At 61.5% G+C, this 17,614-nt stretch carries 17 protein-coding genes; 8 read left to right on the forward strand and 9 right to left on the reverse strand.

Annotated features, from left to right (window positions below; all coding sequences use genetic code 11):
* Positions 1-104 precede the first annotated feature (104 nt).
* Positions 105-2,825, reverse strand: coding sequence for an FG-GAP-like repeat-containing protein (locus ACZ881_RS16700; protein ID WP_476117136.1), 2,721 nt, complete (start codon positions 2,823-2,825; stop codon positions 105-107).
* Between the two features lie 227 nt (positions 2,826-3,052).
* On the opposite strand from ACZ881_RS16700, the gene ACZ881_RS16705 reads away from it, so the two are divergent.
* Positions 3,053-3,289, forward strand: a complete 237-nt coding sequence (locus tag ACZ881_RS16705; protein WP_017197342.1) for a hypothetical protein — start codon at positions 3,053-3,055, stop codon at positions 3,287-3,289.
* A 23-nt stretch (positions 3,290-3,312) separates the two neighbouring features.
* On the opposite strand, the gene ACZ881_RS16710 is transcribed toward ACZ881_RS16705, so the two are convergent.
* Together ACZ881_RS16710 and ACZ881_RS16715 are read right to left on the reverse strand one after the other, a co-directional pair.
* A complete protein-coding gene (locus ACZ881_RS16710; RefSeq protein WP_476117138.1) occupies positions 3,313-3,600 on the reverse strand; it encodes a MoaD/ThiS family protein in 288 nt (95 codons plus the stop codon).
* A gap of 7 nt (positions 3,601-3,607) precedes the next feature.
* Complete coding sequence (locus ACZ881_RS16715; protein WP_476117480.1) at positions 3,608-4,756, reverse strand: WD40/YVTN/BNR-like repeat-containing protein; 1,149 nt, start codon at positions 4,754-4,756, stop codon at positions 3,608-3,610.
* Between the two features lie 306 nt (positions 4,757-5,062).
* Here ACZ881_RS16715 and ACZ881_RS16720 point away from each other — a divergent pair, with 306 nt between their 5' ends.
* From ACZ881_RS16720 to ACZ881_RS16730, 3 genes are all read left to right on the forward strand, one after another.
* Positions 5,063-6,268: a GGDEF domain-containing protein gene (locus tag ACZ881_RS16720; protein ID WP_476117140.1), complete on the forward strand. Its 1,206-nt coding sequence runs from the start codon at positions 5,063-5,065 to the stop codon at positions 6,266-6,268.
* Between the two features lie 50 nt (positions 6,269-6,318).
* Complete coding sequence (locus tag ACZ881_RS16725; protein WP_476117493.1) at positions 6,319-6,501, forward strand: hypothetical protein; 183 nt, start codon at positions 6,319-6,321, stop codon at positions 6,499-6,501.
* Between the two features lie 119 nt (positions 6,502-6,620).
* Positions 6,621-7,400, forward strand: coding sequence for an isocitrate lyase/PEP mutase family protein (locus ACZ881_RS16730; RefSeq protein WP_476117142.1), 780 nt, complete (start codon positions 6,621-6,623; stop codon positions 7,398-7,400).
* A gap of 38 nt (positions 7,401-7,438) precedes the next feature.
* On the opposite strand, the gene ACZ881_RS16735 is transcribed toward ACZ881_RS16730, so the two are convergent.
* Positions 7,439-8,362 (reverse strand): LysR family transcriptional regulator, encoded by a 924-nt coding sequence (locus tag ACZ881_RS16735; protein WP_476117143.1) that lies wholly within the window; start codon positions 8,360-8,362, stop codon positions 7,439-7,441.
* 181 nt (positions 8,363-8,543) lie between these two features.
* On the opposite strand from ACZ881_RS16735, the gene ACZ881_RS16740 reads away from it, so the two are divergent.
* The gene (locus ACZ881_RS16740; RefSeq protein WP_476117145.1) at positions 8,544-8,888 is read left to right on the forward strand and encodes a CBU_0592 family membrane protein; all 345 of its coding nucleotides are present in this window, start codon (positions 8,544-8,546) and stop codon (positions 8,886-8,888) included.
* A 42-nt stretch (positions 8,889-8,930) separates the two neighbouring features.
* Here the strand turns inward: ACZ881_RS16740 and ACZ881_RS16745 are convergent, their stop codons facing one another.
* Positions 8,931-9,131: a hypothetical protein gene (locus ACZ881_RS16745; protein ID WP_011776649.1), complete on the reverse strand. Its 201-nt coding sequence runs from the start codon at positions 9,129-9,131 to the stop codon at positions 8,931-8,933.
* Positions 9,132-9,259: 128 nt separating this feature from the next.
* Here ACZ881_RS16745 and ACZ881_RS16750 point away from each other — a divergent pair, with 128 nt between their 5' ends.
* On the forward strand, positions 9,260-9,766 hold the full coding sequence (locus tag ACZ881_RS16750; protein ID WP_091464025.1) for a universal stress protein: 507 nt from the start codon (positions 9,260-9,262) through the stop codon (positions 9,764-9,766).
* A 364-nt stretch (positions 9,767-10,130) separates the two neighbouring features.
* Here the strand turns inward: ACZ881_RS16750 and ACZ881_RS16755 are convergent, their stop codons facing one another.
* From ACZ881_RS16755 to ACZ881_RS16765, 3 genes are all read right to left on the reverse strand, one after another.
* The gene (locus ACZ881_RS16755; RefSeq protein WP_476117147.1) at positions 10,131-10,826 is read right to left on the reverse strand and encodes a polyprenol monophosphomannose synthase; all 696 of its coding nucleotides are present in this window, start codon (positions 10,824-10,826) and stop codon (positions 10,131-10,133) included.
* A gap of 254 nt (positions 10,827-11,080) precedes the next feature.
* Positions 11,081-12,394, reverse strand: a complete 1,314-nt coding sequence (locus tag ACZ881_RS16760) for an LssY C-terminal domain-containing protein (RefSeq protein WP_476117149.1) — start codon at positions 12,392-12,394, stop codon at positions 11,081-11,083.
* Between the two features lie 178 nt (positions 12,395-12,572).
* Positions 12,573-13,541, reverse strand: a complete 969-nt coding sequence (locus ACZ881_RS16765) for an NAD-dependent epimerase/dehydratase family protein (RefSeq protein WP_476117151.1) — start codon at positions 13,539-13,541, stop codon at positions 12,573-12,575.
* Between the two features lie 111 nt (positions 13,542-13,652).
* Between ACZ881_RS16765 and ACZ881_RS16770 the strand changes: the two genes are divergently transcribed.
* Positions 13,653-13,898: a hypothetical protein gene (locus ACZ881_RS16770; protein ID WP_476117153.1), complete on the forward strand. Its 246-nt coding sequence runs from the start codon at positions 13,653-13,655 to the stop codon at positions 13,896-13,898.
* Between the two features lie 259 nt (positions 13,899-14,157).
* Entirely contained in the window at positions 14,158-16,449 is a 2,292-nt protein-coding gene (treS, locus tag ACZ881_RS16775; RefSeq protein WP_476117155.1) for a maltose alpha-D-glucosyltransferase, read from the forward strand.
* Between the two features lie 147 nt (positions 16,450-16,596).
* On the opposite strand, the gene ppk2 is transcribed toward treS, so the two are convergent.
* Positions 16,597-17,541 (reverse strand): polyphosphate kinase 2, encoded by a 945-nt coding sequence (gene ppk2 / locus ACZ881_RS16780; protein ID WP_476117157.1) that lies wholly within the window; start codon positions 17,539-17,541, stop codon positions 16,597-16,599.
* Positions 17,542-17,614: the final 73 nt, after the last annotated feature.

Here is a 17,614-nt window from a genome sequence, read left to right on the forward strand (position 1 = left end):
CCAAGATTAAGAGTGGATTGCCGTGGCAGTCACGACGAATAGGGCCAATGCTAGCGCCTCGCCACGACAAAAATGGAATCCGGATCTCACCTACGGCAAAGACCCTATCGAGGGTCCATAACCACCGTTTGGAACGCTCCCCGGCCGGTACCGACGTATAGGAAGAGTGTCCCGTCGCCGGCCACGCCAACCACGGAAGGATTGCCCGCCCCGGTAAAGGCATTACCCAAGGCTGCGAAGGAAGTGAACATGTTCCATCCAGCCCCCATGGCCACCCGGGCCAGGAAGCCTCCGTTGCCATTGCCCGGATAAAGCCAGAGCGAGCCATCGGTTCCACGGGCCATGATGTCTTCGCGGCCATCCCCGTTGAAGTCGCCGCCCTGCATCACCGAATTGAAGATGTTCCAACCCGTGCCGACCTGCCGCCACGGCTGGAAACCTCCAACGCCATTACCTGGGTAGAGCCACAAGCTCCCATCGGCAGCCCGCGCCACAAGGTCCGCTTTGCCGTCACCGGAGAAATCACCCGGTGCGAGCATCTGCGTGAACCCTTGCCACCCCGTTCCGATTTGCTGGCGGGCCAGGAACTGCCCGCGACCATCCGTCGGATACAGCCACAACACGCCGTCGGAAGTCCGCGCCACAAGGTCCGGGTGGCCATCGCCGTCGAAATCCCCTGCGGTGAGGACCGCATTAAACGCACCCCAGCCCGACCCCACCTGGACCCGCGGCAGGAAAGCGCCGGAACCATTGCCTGGGTAAAGCCACAGGATGCCATCGGTGCCGCGCGCCAGAATGTCGGCGACAGCATCGCCGTCGAAGTCTCCCGCCTCCCACACCTGGCTGAACTGGTTCCATCCGGCCCCAATGGCCAGGCGTTCGGCAAAACCTGAGCCGCTGCCCGGGTAGAGGCGCATGGTTCCCGCCGATGTCACCGTCAGGACGTCGGAGCGCGTGTCACCCGTGAAGTCTTGCCCGCCCACGATGTCGCCCACGGCATTCCAGCCACTTCCGACGGCGATGCGCGGCACGAAACCACCCCAACCATTGCCGGGGTACAGGTAGAGAGTGCCGTCGCTGGCCCGTGCGAGCAGTCCCGCTCCGGCACCGCCGAAGGAACCGTCGGAAGTGATGCTGGTGAAGCCGTTCCAGCCCGAGCCGACCTGCGACCATGCACGGAAACCCCCCTGACCGTCGCTTGGGTAGAGCCAGAGCGTGCCGTCCGGCTTGGTCGCCATGACATCGGGCCGGGCGTCGCCGTCAAAATCCCCCATCCCAATGAGGTTCGAGAAGCCCTGCCAACCGGATCCGACCTGCCGTTTCGCCAGGAAACCGCCATTTCCGTCACCCGGATACAGCCATAGGACACCGTCGCTGGTTCGCGCCAGGATGTCGCCCCGACGATCGCCGTTGAAGTCCGCGATGCCGGTGATGGCGTCAAAGATGTTCCACCCCGAGCCGATCTTTCGGGGATTATCAAGCCTGTTGCCGGGCAGTCCGGCGTAGAGCATCAGGGAGCCGTCAGCCTCGCGGGAGAGGACATCGGCGAGCCTGTCGCCGTCGAAGTCTCCCGCCGAGAAGCGGATTTTCGCCGTGAGCTTGGGATCGGCAAAGATAGTGACCGACGCCGATGTGCTGGACACCGAATTGATAGTCACCTGAGTGCCGGTATAGGTGGTGAAAGTGCTGCCCGCCTGCCATGCGTGGTTGCTGGCGTACCAGGCTTCCGGGAACGGCTTGGTGGACGGCATGAGGATCAGGGACGAAGCGATGGTGGCTCCGCCGCGCTGGACGATCTTAACGCCCCTGTTTCCGGCCGGCCTTCCCGAGTCGTCAAGGTAACTGTCATAGCCTGCGGCCTGCCGCAACTCCAGGTAATAGACCTCTTTGCTGATGGGATCGGTGAACTTGATGGCACGCTGTGCTTCGGTCCCGCCCCACGGTTTGAGCGTGTAGGTCTTGGCTCCCGTTGCCACGCCAACATCACGGATTTCATCACCACGGCCAAATCCTGCGTAGTCCCACAGCGAGCTGCTGACCACGGGTGATTCAAATTGGGCTGCGCCCATGATGTCCGTGGTGTCGCCGTACTCCCGGATGTAGCAGGAAGGATCCGTGAACCGTCCGCTACCGTCAACTCCGACGTCGGACGCGCCACTGCCGCACTGCAACGCGTCCGCATGCATGAGGCCGATGACGTGCCCGAACTCGTGGCTCATCACGTTGTTCGTGAACCCGCTGATCTGCGGCAGGAGGACGCGGCCACTGTAGCTTCCGCTGCTGTATCCGGCTCCGAGGGCGTTTCCGGACAGAGTGGAGGTAGGAATGAAAATTACCAGCGCCGTATACGGACTGGCCGACCAATTCAGTTCGCTGGTGATGATGGAAATGATGGTGCTGTAGCTATCCGTGGACTTCGCCTTGGATTGGTGGCCGGCAACCTTGGTGTTCACCGTCAGGGACAGCTTGTTGGCTGTCATCGCTTTCCAGTAGTTGCTGGACGCGGCAACAGCCTGTTCAGCGCCCGTCATGGACACCGTATTGGTGTTGTCCGCCAGTTTGGCGGTGACCAGCCGAACCCGGATGTCGCCGCTGGGTCCCGCCGCTGCCGGACCGGCGTCGGGCGACGTGTTGAACGGCGTGGCGAGCTCGGGGGGAACCTCGAACGTATGCTCCGAGTGCGGGGTTCCCTCCACGAACTGGACATTTGGGTTGTCAGGCCCCGGCAACGGCACCGCAGTCGCGGGGGTTTGTACAAAAAACAGGCCGGTAGCAAACACCACCAAGCCTGTAGACAACGCGATTGTTCGCCGTAGCGCACCCATTCGATCTCCCCGGGGACGGAGCCTGTGGTTGCTGTGAGACTCAACAACCGAGTTCAGGCTACAACCGAGTAGGCGGCGAGCCCGGCAGGCGGGGCTGGCCACGTGGAAACCCAACCATCCCGGAATGCTAACGGGACCCTAACCAGGCCGAAATACCGTGGCAACATTGCCGCGCCACACTGGAATAGCCGGCAAGTGCAGGCACCAGCTCCAGCCAGGAGGAAACCATGCTGAAGGAAGCCACCACTCACACAACACGCATACGTGCTATCAGCCAGCTCCACCGCGGAGACGAGATCGAAGCCCGCCTGTCCGTAGGGCCCGCTTACGACGACGTAGTGATCCGCCGCGGACGCGTCCAGGAAACGGCGCCGGGAATCGGCGTTGTGTGGATCATGGACCACGCCTCCGGGATGCGGAAAGCCATCAATACTGACGAATGCAGCGTTTGGCGCGTCGCCTGATCCGGCTTGACCCCAAACCCCTCTCAGCCGCCGGCCACGGATTGGATGATCAAAACCTCTTGGCCAGCCGCAACCTCCGTATCAAGACCTTTCACACGCCGGACCTCATCACCGTTCACGTAAATATTCACGTAGCGGCGCAGCGCCCCGGTTTCATCACGTAAACGCCTGGCCAGTACTGGATAATCTCCGGTTACCGAGTCCAGCAACTGTCCAACGGTCACAGCCCCGTCGGCGGACGCAGTCAGATAGGACTGTCCGCCTACGAGGGGCTGCAGGACGCCAGGCAGCAGGACCGTAAAGTCAGCCACGACCGGCCTACCCAGACACCGATGCGTTGGCTTTTGCTTCGGGTATGGCAGATGTGCCCACCACGACGGCGGCACGCACGCAGAGCACGTCCGGCAAGTGCGACGCCACTTCAGTAAATGTTTCGCCTTCGTCAGCACTGGCATACACAGCGCCCCCGCGGGTTCCAAAGTACACGCCGGTAGGTTCAGCGGTGTCCACGAAAGCGGCGTCCCTGAGCACGGCGTTGTATTCGTGGTCCGGGAGGCCTGTGTGCAGTTCTTTCCACGTTCCGCCGGCATCGTCTGTGCGGTGGACGCTGAGCTTACTGTCCGGCGGGATGCGTTCGCCGTCCGCTTTCAAAGGGATCACCCACGCCGTGCCCTCGCGGCGCGGATGGGTCAGCATGACGAACCCAAAATCCGCCGGCAGCCCGTCCGCGATTGAGTCCCAGTTCTCGCCGCCGTCGTCCGTGCGGTACACCCCGTGGTGGTTCTGCGCGTACAAACGATTCTCGACGGCGGCATCCGCCGCGATCTTGTGAACGCACTGGCCGAACTCGGGGTTGGGATCAGGCATGAAGTAGGCCGAAATTCCCTTGTTGCGGGGCTCCCAGGAGGCACCGCCGTCGAGCGATCTGTAAACGCCGCCCGTGCTCATGGCGATGTGGACCTTCTCGCCTGACGGATCAACCACAATGGAGTGCGCAGCCGCTCCTCCGTAACCGGCGCCCCACTCGCTGCGGTGGGGATGGTCCCAGAGTCCGCGGTTCAGCTCAAAGTGTTCGCCGCCGTCGGTTGATTTCCACACCGAAATGGGCTCACAACCCGCCCAGACCACGCCTGGTCGGGAGTCGGCGTCGGGGTATATCTGCCAGATGCGTTCCAGCGCGGCGTCTGTGCCGTCCGGAAATCTAATGGCGCCCTGCTCGGGCTCGGTCCACGTGGCGCCAAGGTCGTCGGAGTGGGCCACTGTGGGACCCCAGTGCTCGGATCGTACGCCAACCATGATTCGTGTAGTGCCGTTCCGCGTGTCTATCCCGATGCTGGGTATCTCACTCATCAGGAAGTGCGGGCCGGAGAGGGACCATTCTTTGCGGTCCGGGCTGGTTGCCAGCCACAGGCCTTTCTTGGTCCCGATCGCGATGACGTAACTCTCTGCAGTAGCCATGGTCCCCATCGAACCATCAGGGCGTATGGGTGGCAACGGTTTTTTGCTCCTATGTGGATAGCCCGGTTTCCGGACAAAACCCTCCTTACGGTTACAGTGTGGCCAGCCTCCGAATCGTGACGCGAAAATCGAGAAAAACTTTTTCCCGTGATGTGGCGGCCGTTGTCCACTGATTGGAAAAAACGTGCTTGACTGTGGTTCGCGGTCAAGAGGCCGCAGCAACTTACTGGGGGAAAACATGTTTTGCGAGGTCAAAGAGCCATGAGACCAACAAAAAGGAAATCCGCGGTGGTCGGCCGGTAGCGGGATCGAGCCATGATTGCAGTCTCTATGCAAGAGGGAGCGGTAGTCCTGGACCCGTTCTCCGTAAGAATGGTCCTCGGGGCCGTCATCCTGACCCTGATAGTTCTCTCCTGCGTCTCCTCCCGACGTCTCCGGCCGCCGTTCACCGTTTGGTGGCGGGTTTCCCTGTGCCTTTTCTTTGCCGGAAATTGCGCCTTCCTGCTCAACGGAACCTCCTTACTGGCGTGGGCCAGTCCGCCCGGCAAAGCGCTGGTTGTCGCCGGAGCTTTCAGCGTCTGGGCAGGAGCACGAAAACTTCGAGACCGTAAAGTCAGCGCTTGGCACTTGGCCCCGGCACCACTGATCACCTACGTTGCGTCGATAACGGACACAGCGGAATCCAGTATCTGGTCCGGTGGTTTGGTCTATCTGGGCCTGACGGCGGCAGGCCTTGGCATGTCCGGGGCAGAATTGTGGTTCGCGAAATCAACCCATTCCCGGGTGACCAAGTTCCTGGCCCTCACCGCAGCACTTACCTCCCTGTACTATCTGGGCCGGGCAATCACGTTTGTGCTGGAAGGGCCCGACGGGAATTCGTTCCGGACCTACTTCGGCTACGCGCCGGCGGCCGTTGTGCACCTGATCCTCCTGGTATCGCTGTCCTTCACCATGAACGCGCTCAGCAACAACCACCTGATCACAAAACTCAGGGAACGCGCCGAACGGGACCATCTCACCGGCCTGCTAAACAGGGGCGCCTTCCTTGGCCTGGCTGCCAAGGAACTGGCCGGTCCGGCCTCCCAACGAGGAGGGGCCTTGATCCTGGCGGACCTCGACTACTTTAAAGCCGTCAACGATGAACACGGACATGCGGCCGGGGACGCAGCCTTGTGTGCCTTCGCCGAGGCCTGCACCGCTTCGGTTCGGTCAACCGACCTTGTTGGACGGTATGGCGGAGAAGAATTCATCCTGTTCCTGCCGGGAGCGACGCAACAGCGGGCCGAAGCCATCGCCTCAGAGATCAGCCATCGCCTCTCCGCAATGGAAGATCCGGATGGTTTGCCGTTTCCCACGGTCAGCTATGGCGTCACGTCCACTGGTACTGAGGCTCCCGACCTGGATTTCATGATCAAGGTGGCAGACGCCGCGCTATATAGCGCCAAGGCCCAGGGACGTAACAGAGTCGTGGGCGCAGACCCAGTGGAAATTTCGCTGCCCGAGTTTCTCCAAGGGCCGTAGTGCATGGACATACGGCGCATAGTGTCGGGCCTCACCCGTAGGCAGTTTCCATGGCCCGTTTTGCAGACTTCCAGGGACTCGAAGGCTGCAGCGAGATCCTCAACGACACCCGCCCTGACGTCATTGGAGACATCCATGACGCCTATTTCGCGAGTGTCATGAGGAGACCAGCGGCGGCGAAGGAAGTCGCGACGGCGCTGCAGAGGTTGGAGAAAGTCACGAGTCAAGGGTAGGGCGTTCAGGGTCCGCAAGCGTCTGGTATCGCGTTGTGCGACGTTATGCCTAGGCTGTGGGTGGCAAGCGAGAGTTCCCACCCGTGGATGACTGAGAACAACGATGATGGAGATCAACGATGACTGAAGCAAACACCAACGCACGTGCACAACAGCTGAAAGCCCTGCACGAGGCACCGGAAATCCTGAGCGTGGTTAATGTGTGGGACGCCGTCAGTGCCCGCACTGTTGCAGAACTTCCTGAAACCAAGGCCATCGCCACTGCAGGGCATTCCATAGCTGCAGCCTTCGGCTATGCCGACGGAACCATGCCGTTGGACGTCGCGCTGGATGGGGTCAAGCGAATTGTCGACGCCGTGGACCTCCCGGTCACTGCCGACTTGGACGATGGGTACGAGAACCCTGCCGAGACCGTCCGCCGGGCGATTGGCATCGGCGTGGTTGGGGCGAATGTTGAGGACCGATTGCGGCCCTTCGACGAAGCCGTTGCCCGTGTGCAGGCCATCATTTCGGCCGCCGCGGACGAAGGCGTCGCGTTCCAGCTGAACGCACGCACTGACGCTATCGCCCGGGGTGGGGATCGTCCTATCAACGACAGCATCGAGGACGCCATTGCCAGGGGCCGCGCCTTCCTCGACGCCGGTGCTTCGCTGGTCTTCGTGCCCGGCGCCATGACCCGCGAGGTCATCGAGCCTCTGGTTGAAGGCCTCGGACACGGGAAGCTCTCCGTGATTGGCGCACCCGGCGCCCTCCCGGCAGCAGAGCTTCAGGAACTTGGTGTGGCCCGTGTTTCCTATGGTCCCTTTACCCAGCGGGTGGCTCTGCGGGCGCTTCGGGACCTGGCCACGGACCTCTATGGTTCGGGCGTGGTCCCTACTGACACGCCTGCGCTGAACTAACTGACGCCTGCCTGTCCCGCCTTTCGTGGCGGGACAGGTCAGGACCCTGAACGGGTGTCGAACGCGGCCGCCGATTCCCGAAGCAGTCGGGCCACCGTGTCCAAGGGCAGGCTGGCGGCCTTTCTCCGGTCGAACCTCCGCAAGGCGATGTGCCGGGTTCCCAGGCCCGGAACATCCAGGATGTCCACTTGGTCATGGACAACTCCAGACAGCGCCAGAGTGGGAACAATCGCAACCCCCTCACCAGCAGCGACGAGTGCCAGCGCGGTAAGTGTGTCGTGATACTGATGAACAGTCTCAATCCGGGCACCCGTCGAGTGACGGAGGCGCCCAAGTACTGCAGTGTTGGCCGCTGATGGCTCGACTCCCAGCCACGGCAAGTGCAACCGGCTCAGGTCAATGTTGTCCGTTCCCAGCAAGGTTCCTGCGGGCACCACGAGCTTCCACGGCTCGTCAAGCAGGGGTTCCTGGACCATTCCGGCCGCCATCGGACGCTGCTCTGCCGCCGTCGAATCCTGTTCGATCACCACTGCATCGAGCTGTCGCTGCCGGAGCAGCCGCATCAGAGCCGGAAAGCCGTCCTCAACGATCTGAATCTGCAACTGGGGGTATTGGCTGCGCCATTCGGGAAGGCGCGGGATCACCACGGTGCGCATAAAGCTGGTGAATCCGCCAACCCGCACCACCCCCGCAATATTGACTTCGCTTTGCATCCGGGCCCGGGCCACGTTGAGTGCCCGTTCTATCTCTTCCCCTGCCTCCGCCATGGCCAAACCTGCAGGTGTAAGCACTGAACCTTTGGGGGTGCGGAGGAGTAGCGCCTGCCCTGCCTCGTTCTCGAGTTTGCTCAGCTGCTGCGACACTGCTGACGCCGTAATCCGCAATTCATCAGCTGCCGCAAGGACGCCTCCAGTGCGCGCGACCGCAAGAAGCACGAGCAACCGGCGCGGATCCATCTCCATGTTAAGTACTCCTAAACACCGGCTTCAGAATATTGCAATTGAACTAAATGGCTTCCTCACTCAATATTGACTCAAAAGCACGATTCAGTCGCCCAATACCGACTACCGAATCAAGCCCCCATCCCGGATCGAACGCCGCCCGTCGGCTTCATTCGGATGCCCAAATCCTGAAAGGACTCCCATGGAACTGCTGTTCGAAATTGCCGGTTGGGCCGGCGCAGTGGCGATGCTCGGCGGCTATATGGCGGTGTCCATGGGTTGGTTGCAGGCGGGCAGCACCTTCCAGACCGTAAATCTTTTCGGTTCGTGCGCCTTTATCGTCAATGGCACGCTCCACGGAGCCTGGCCCTCCGTGGTAACCAACGTGGCTTGGTTCTTGATTTCAGCGGTGGCGCTTCTCCGCATGAGGGCCAAGGAGAGGCCTGCGCGGGCGGCGGCCCGAGCTCAAGAGAGCCCCTCGCTTGGTCCGGACACTGCCGCCCAGGTCATCGTCACGGCCGCTCGGCCAGCCGCCAGCTGCGCATAGCGGGTTCGCAGGGAACGGCCGCCCCGCTGGGGACAGGCTCCGTCAGTCCACGAATTCCGACTGGGTCTCGATGAAGTCCCAATCCGCAACGGTCAACACACCACTGACCTTGTCCGGATGAGGCCCGCCGGCCTCGGCAATGTGCTGCAGCACCTGCAGCGGCAGTTCTTCGGCGCGCAGGTTTTCGCGCAGCCATTCCTTGCTGTCCAAGTGCAGATCGAGCCACCACATGTAGATTTCCATCGCGGACCGCCTTCCTTCGGATGAGCCGTGGACCCGAATTAACCGTAGGCCCCGTCAGGAACGTCTACAAGGGTGCGTGTGAGGCCAAGTAGCTGTTCAAGCACGCGCCGCAGCGCAACAATAAGGGTATGGCTGCGGAAGGTTTCAGCGGACGGATCCCCTTGGTGGTCGGAGTGCTGCCGGATCAGCATGTGGAAGTCCTCCAAACTGCCAGGACCCTCGCCGAGCAAATGGGCGTGCCGCTGGTTTGCGCTTATGTGGATGAGGCCAGCTACCTGGTGGAGTGGGACCCCTCGCGCGAGACACACCGGATGTCGCTGCATCCCGAAAAGGATGACGAGGACGTCGCGGCCGTCCGTGGTGATCTGGGAAAGGCCATCGCGGAGGCCATGGACGGCGGCACGGCGGATTGGACTTTGCGCTTGCTCGCCGGGGATCCTGCCCGTGCCCTGGGCCGCTTGGCCTCGGATATTGATGCGTCGATGATCATCGTAGGGACCCCTGAACCTGGATTGGGGCACCGGATTTCCGAAGCCCTGAATGGCTCGGTGGCAGCCTGGCTGAGTCATCACCAACGGCGGCCGGTGCTGATTGTGCCGCAAAAGAAGAGGCATGAAGCTGCCCATAAAAACTAAAGCGAAAGTACTTATTCGAGGTGGTGGCGAAGGCGTCGCACGGCACGTAGAGTAATTACTGCAGGACGGCGAGAGCCCCTGCTCAAAGACCGCTCCGGAGTGCGTATCCCCCAATAACGCACTCCGGAGCTCTTTGTTTAAGCGACGGATTACACCGCGTGCGGCCACCACCTTCTTCGCCGCGAAAGAGACCCCGACGCTCCCTTCCTTAGGCGTGTCGGAGCCGTTTTAATTTCAAAGTGGGTGGTGACGGTTCGGCTCTTCGCCGCCACCACCCACTTTGATTTCCCAAACGAGGCAACACGCCACGTTCCCGGGCGTGTCCAGGTCTCCCCGGGTTCAAAGTTGGTGGTGGAGGCGCACCCTACTTTTGAAACCGAAGCTTCCACGGCGTCAGCGCGGACTCCAGCTGTTCACGGAGATTCATCTTGGAAGCGCCCTCCACGCGTTCTTCAAAGTGAATGGGTACCTCGGCGATTTTCAGGCTCCGCCTGGCCGCCCGGTAATTCATCTCAACCTGGAATGAGTAGCCATCACTTCGAATCGATGCCACATCAACTTGGTGGAGAGCGGTGGCTGTCCAGGCCTTGAATCCCGCGGTGGAATCTTTCACTTTCAAACCCAGAATTACACCCACGTAGAAATTTGCCCACGCAGAGAGTGCCTTGCGGTGCCAAGGCCATTCTGTCGCTGTAGATCCACCGGCAACATATCGCGAACCAATGACCAGTGCGGCGTTGCAAGTGCGAATCCGGTCAAGCATGGTGGGGATGGCCGAGACGGGGTGGGAAAGGTCTGCGTCCATTTGGATGACCACGTCGGAATCCTCGGCGAGAGCGCGGGTCATGCCTGCGACATATGCCCGGCCGAGCCCATCCTTCTCTTTCCTGTGCAGGACAGACACCGTTCCGCCGGATTCCGCAGCCAACTTGTCAGCAACTACGCCTGTCCCATCCGGCGAATTGTCATCCACTATCAGCACCTTGAGATCCTGCATTCCCAGTGAGCCGAGCTGGTCAATGAGAAGAGGTAGGTTTTCCCGCTCATTGTACGTAGGCACAACAACGGTGATTTTCGCATTTTCAGTCAAAACGTGGGTCCCCAATTCGTTTTCGGATCTAGCCAAAGCGTGGTGCTGGTTTGCACACATGGTCGGCCCAGTCAGTCTATTGATCCGGCCCCAACAAGCTAAAAGGTCTCCCGGGGAGTAGCGGCGCTGATCAGGCGTGTACCGTCACCACCCACTTTGAATCTGAAACTACCCCGACGCGCCGCGAAGGACGGCGCGTCGGACCCAGTCGCCCTCAAAGTGGGTCAGGAAGGTACCCGCCGGCCAACTACCGACGCCGGAACCGCCGGAATGCGCTGCCGCTTTGCGTACACACGGGCACGTTGGCTGGACAGGGCCAGGAGCACCAGAATGTCAGTGGCCAAACCGGAGAGGCCAGCTTCGAGGGTGATGTTTGCGCTGCCCGTGGAGTAGTCGATTGCCTGGACCAGGATCGAGATGGAGCTCAAGCCCATGGCAATCACGCGGGCACCATTGCTGCCAAGGAAGATGCGCCAGGCAAGGAAAACTTCACCCAGCCCGAACACCAGGACCACAGCTGCTATCAAGGCGATTGCCGCCGTCGTGCTTTGCGGGTCTGACGAGTCGTCGTCGAAGGTGAGCCCGGAAATTTCACCGCCGGAGGTGAACAACGTGATCGCCAGAACCAAAGCCGCCACCGCCCTGGCCACCACCAAAGCAGCCCCCATCAAGATGGGGGCGGGCCGCCTGTCCCTGCTATCGGTGCGGCTGGGCGGCTGATCCGAGGGAACCAGGACGCCGCGTGCGTCGACGATCGGCAAGTCGCCGTCAGTAGAGATTGAATCCCCGCCGCCGTTGCGTGAGTGGTAACCGGTGGAGAAGTCCTTGATGACTTGGACTGAGACAGCTGGTTCCGCAGCCGAAACGGTTGAAACGATATGGTCCCGCTCCACATCCGTGTTTTGCTCAATCTTGTGCGTGATCTGCAGGGTGAACAGGGAGAAGCCAACGCTGCGGTCGTAGGTTCCGGCGGCAAGCCAATCCACTTTGTGTCCACCCGGTAGGAGCCAGCCTTCGGGGCAACGCCAGAAGCGGACGTGGTGGCGTTTGCCCGGGTTGTTGTCCACTTCCTGCTGGTAGGCGAAGTCTTGCTGCCGATCAAAGAGATACAGCGGACTGACGGGCGCCTCGGAGTAGCTACGCCGGAAAATAGTTGAGCTGATGATGCGCCGGCTGCTGTCGAAAGTGACGTCGTCGGCCTTGGTCCATCCAGCAGACTCCATGATGGCGTGGATCTGGGGCTCGGCGCCCAGCAAGGCAACGTTGACCGGGTCGCCCAAGAGCCCGTCGCTGGTCCTTGCCCGGCCAATGAAATAGCCCGGCACATAGATGGTGGTCAGGATCCGGTGGAGCCGTGGGAGCAGCAAATAGGCGAGGAACGCCCAGAACAGTACGTAGAACCACACCTGCCCCCACCCCAGCTGGAAGCTCTCGCCCACCAACAAGAAGGCAAGCCATACTGCGGCGACTCCGCCCAGGACGAAGAAGGCGTGGTCGATCCGGGTGTCTGTCACTCCTTTGTTGGCCGCTTTGAACATGGATGCTCCCCCTCCGCTCCTTAAGCTTCGGCGTTGGGGCGGCTGTTGTACAGACGCCAATACATACGGCGCCGGAACCCAACACCTTCGTCACCGAACGCAGGGAGGCACTGAAGGCCGAGGTTTAGTGTCCTTCAGCACTGAGGCGAGTCCCGGTGTCGGGCGTTACGCCTTGGTATCAAGTGATCTGAACCTGAAGCTTGTTGTTCCCGATAAGCCACTGCAGCGCCTCACGAACGGCCTGTTCCGGCTCGTAGCGGGGGGCGTAGCCCAGGAGGGACCTGGCTTTTTCGATGGTGAGGCAGTGGTTTCGGGAGAGGTGGGCCCAGCTCGTGTCGGCGTGTTCGGGCGTGGTGGTTTCGCGAAAGTCCTCCCAGCTGACCATCTCCGAGTGTGGCTCCCGCCCGAACCACGATGCCGCGATTTCCAGGTAGCCACGAACTGTCAGGGCGGACGGAGCAACAATGTTGAAGTCCTCGCCGGCGGCCGATTGCCGGCTCTGCATTGCTTTCTCGAAGGCCTGCGCGAGGTCGTCCGCATGGACGTGATGCATCAGTTCGGTGCCACCTCCCGGAATCTGAAGTGGCTGTCCGGCCGCGATCTTTTGCCACACGGAGGGATCGAAATTTCCGAGCGGACCCACGGGATGCCATCCCGGACCGACAATGTGTCCGGGGTGCAGTGACGTAGTGATGAGCCCTCCGGAGGCCGTCTCATCCTTCAGCATCCCGGCAATATCGCGCTTCTGGATGCCGTATTCATCCAGCGGCTCCGCGGTGGAGTCCGACCCCTCTGAGATGGGCAACTTCCGACTGGCACCATATCGCCAGATCGACCCGCAATGCAGCAGATGCCCCGTCTCGCCGCGCAGCCGGTTCACTAGCGCCGTGGCGGAGTCGAGCGTGAAGCACACCAGGTCAATTACGACGTCGGCTCCCAGTCCGGCGACCCGGTCACCGAAGGTGCCCTCCCGATCTTCGAGGTGGCGGTCCGCAGTAACCTGCCGGACCTGCTGCCACTCGGGCGCATCAACGTATGCCGCGCTGGTCCCGCGGCTGATATTGATGACGTCGTGTCCGCCCCGCACGAGCCTGGGGACAAGGAAGGACCCGATATGGCCGCTGCCGCCGATCACGACGATTTTCATTGTTCTCCGATCTCCACGAGTCACGGTACCGGCTCCCGGCTGTTGATCGGTAGGGTCCTTGGCGTTCCGGGAACCGTTGACTGCCTCCACCCCACTGCTTAGTCTATCGAAATGAATAAATTCAAAAAGAAGATTGCATCCGTCTTTGCGGCTACCGCCATTCTTGCCGGCGGTGGAATTGCGCTGGCTGCCCCGGCCGAGGCGGCCAGCACCTACGTCTATTGGTTTCATACGAAGGCGACGTGCGAGTCGAACCTGGATGCCGCCAGGCCCGGATTCGGTTCCTACGTGCGCCTGGTCGAGGGGTGTGTCCGGAACGGCAACGGCTACGCCTACACGGTGGTGTGGCGGTACTGACGGCCCCACACCCAGCCCGCACAATTCCAAGCCCGACGTCGGCACCCACCTGAGTGCCGACGTCGGGCTTTATCGTGGCCACCGCAGCCGCCAACGTCAACCCACCACATAATAACGAGACTTACTTGTTCCCGGGTTAGACAAACGGCGGGCTCCCCCGACTAGCATGAATAGTCCGGGTAAGCCCGGGTACGTGACCTCTTGAACGACCCCCTCGGACGGTCGGCGTTGACGCGGCGACCACGTAAAGGAGAAAACTGTGCGGGAGCCTGCAGTCAACGAGAGCGTGTCAGAAATCAGCGAAGCTCCGGAAGAAAATCCGGAGGAGACGCCACAGGAAACGCCCGATGAAACCGCAAGCGAACCGGCGGAAATCACCTTTGACGAACAGTTTTATCCAGCTCGGCCCAAGGCGCTGCGGCCGATCGCCCGGAGGCGGCAGTTCTTCGCCGCCCGGCCCTCCTTGGAATTCGACGGCCTGAACTCCACCTACGTGGACTGGCTCAGGAACCAGTCCATGCTGGGTGACGCCAACACCATGGCCCGGCAATTGTCCGGGCAGGCCAGCATGTGGCAGAACTCGTACGCCAGGCCGAATCCGCGCGCAGCCGTTGAGCGTTCACCCGTCTGGTTCACGGCCTACCCCCTGTCCTTCATCACCAAGGACGGGCAGTCCTTCCTTTCCGCGTTGGGCGATCCCGCACTCTGGGACGCGTTCAGCGAGATCGGGATCCGGGGACTGCACACTGGACCGGTCAAGCTGGCCGGTGGTATCCGCGGCTGGTCCCAAACACCCAGCGTGGACGGCCACTTTGACCGGATCAGCATGGCGATCGACCCCGCCTTCGGCACCGAGGAAGAGTTCCGCCAGATGTGCGAGGTGGCCAATGACCATGGCGGCACCGTCATTGACGACATCGTTCCCGGGCACACAGGCAAGGGAGCGGACTTCCGACTCGCCGAAATGAACTTCCGGGACTACCCCGGCATCTATCACATGGTGGACATCCCCGAAGAGGACTGGCACCTGCTGCCGGACGTTCCCGAGGGCGAAGACTCGGTGAACATCAGCCCGGCGGCCGAGGAAGCTCTGCAGCAGGCCGGTTACATTATTGGTCGGCTCCAACGGGTGATTTTCTACGAACCCGGCGTCAAGGAAACCAACTGGAGCGCCACCAAGCCCATCATCGACACCACGGGCAAGACCCGCCGGTGGGTCTATCTCCACTACTTCAAATCGGGCCAGCCTTCCATCAACTGGCTGGACCCAACGTTCGCCGGGATGCGCCTGGTGGTTGGCGACGCCCTGCACTCATTGCTGGATTTGGGGACCGGCGCCCTCCGGCTTGATGCCAACGGGTTCCTGGGCGTCGAGAAGAGTGCTGAAGAAGAACCGGGCTGGTCGGAGGGCCACCCACTGTCCGAGGCCGCCAACCAGCTGATTGGTTCCATGATCCGCAAGGTGGGCGGGTTCTCCTTCCAGGAGCTCAACCTCACCATCGATGACATCAAGACGCAGTCCGAGTCCGGCCCGGATCTCTCCTACGACTTCATCACCCGGCCCGCTTATCACTACGCTTTGGTCATCGGAGATACCGAGTTCCTGCGCCTGACCTTGCGGCTTTCCATGGAGATCGGCGTGGACCAGGCATCGCTGGTACATGCCCTCCAGAACCACGATGAACTGACCTACGAGTTGCTCCATTTTGCCGCCGGGCACAGGGATGACGTCTTCGAACTTGCCGGTGAGGAGCTCACCGGCGCAGAGGTGGCGGAGAAGGTCCAGAACACCATGCGGGAACGGCTTACGGGTGAGAACGGGCCCTACAACGCAGTCTTCACCACCAATGGCATCGCCTGCACCACGGTCAGCTTCATCATGGCGGCCCTTGGCATCAAGGATCAGGACGCCATCACCGAGGAGCAGGAAGCGCAGGTCCTGGATGCCCATGTGCTGCTGTCCATGTACAACGCTTTGCAGCCTGGGGTTTTCGCGCTTTCCGGCTGGGACCTCACGGGCATCACAGCGCTTGACCGCGAGACGGTCCGCGAGCTCACCTCGCAGGGTGACACCCGCTGGATCAACCGTGGCGCACACGATCTCATGGGCACCAGCCCGGACGCGAAAACCTCCCTTGCCGGAATGCCCCGCGCCCGGAGCCTCTACGGTCCGCTGCCCGATCAGCTGAAGGATCCGAACTCTTACGCCCGACGACTCCAGCAGATCCTGACCGTGCGGGAAGAGTCGGGAATCGCCACCAGCACGCTCCTGGACGTGCCCGACGTTTCCCACCGAGGGCTACTGGTTCTGGTCAACCAGCTCGCCGACGGAGCACTACAGGTCACGGTCCTGAACTTCACGGACCAGGACATTGCGGGCAGCATCCAGTCGTCGCACCTTGTGCCGGGCTCCACCGTCCACGATCTGTTCAGCGGCGAAGACGTCAGCCAAGTGGATGACCTCCACAGCTTCTTCCTGGAACTGCCAGCCTTCCAAGGCACGGCACTTCTGCTGAAGGACCCGGTCATCGAGGACGACGTTACCGAATAGAGAGTTCGACGTCGGCACTTACGGTGGGTGCCGACGTCGAGGCTCCTGTTCCGTCCGCACCCTCATAACCCCTAACATTCCCGCGAGTTGGCATTTAATGCCGAAGTTTTTGGGAAACATCGGCATTAAATGCCAACTCGCGGAGGGTTAGTCGCCGACGGCGTCGCGGCCGCGGCGGAGGATGAGCGGATCGGCGTCGTAAACCACTGAGGTGTCCTTGTCCTCATAGTCGAACTGGTTGAGGAAGTAGCGCATGGCATTGATCCGGGCGCGCTTCTTGTCGTTGGACTTGATGGTGATCCACGGTGCGTGGTCGGAGTCCGTATGCAGGAATGTTCGTTCTTTCGCGTCCGTGTATTCGTCCCAGCGATCCAGCGACGCCAGGTCCATGGGCGAGAGCTTCCAACGGCGGACGGGGTCGATCTGACGGATGGCGAAGCGGGTGCGCTGCTCCTGCCGGGTCACGGAGAACCAGAACTTGGTGACGTGGATGCCGGCGTCAACCAGCATCTTCTCGAAGACCGGCGCCTGGCCCATGAAGGTGTCGTATTCGTCGTCCGTGCAGAACCCCATGACGCGTTCCACATTGGCGCGGTTGTACCAGGAGCGGTCGAACATGACGATTTCACCCGCAGTGGGAAGGTGCTGAATGTAGCGCTGGAAATACCACTGGCCTTGCTCACGGTCAGAGGGCTTGGCGAGCGCTACCGTCCGGGCAGAGCGGGGATCCAGATGCTCGGTAAAACGCTTGATGGTGCCACCCTTGCCGGCGGCGTCGCGTCCCTCGAAGACAATGACGTGCTTCAGTCCGAGGTCCTGCCCCCAGTACTGGAACTTCAACAGCTCGATCTGCAGGCGGTACTTCTCGATCTCGTACTCGTCGCGGGTCATCCGCTGTTCGTACGGATAATCTTCGTTCCACGTTTCCACCGCTGATCCACCGGGATCGATGAGGTCCGGGTCTTCGCCCTGCCCTCCGCTGATGGTGTAGCCGAGCTCCACCAGGTGGTCGATGGTTTCACGCAGGTTGTCCCTGACCCACCAATCGTCCAAAGATGTGGCTTGCGCGGTGGGTAGGGTTGCCTCCGTCATACGGTCCTCCTGGTCTGCCGGGTAGTGCGCGGCAGCTTAGCAGTGCTTGGTGACCGGAACGTGAACGGGCAAT

This window comes from Paenarthrobacter sp. TE3676 (assembly GCF_056279165.1).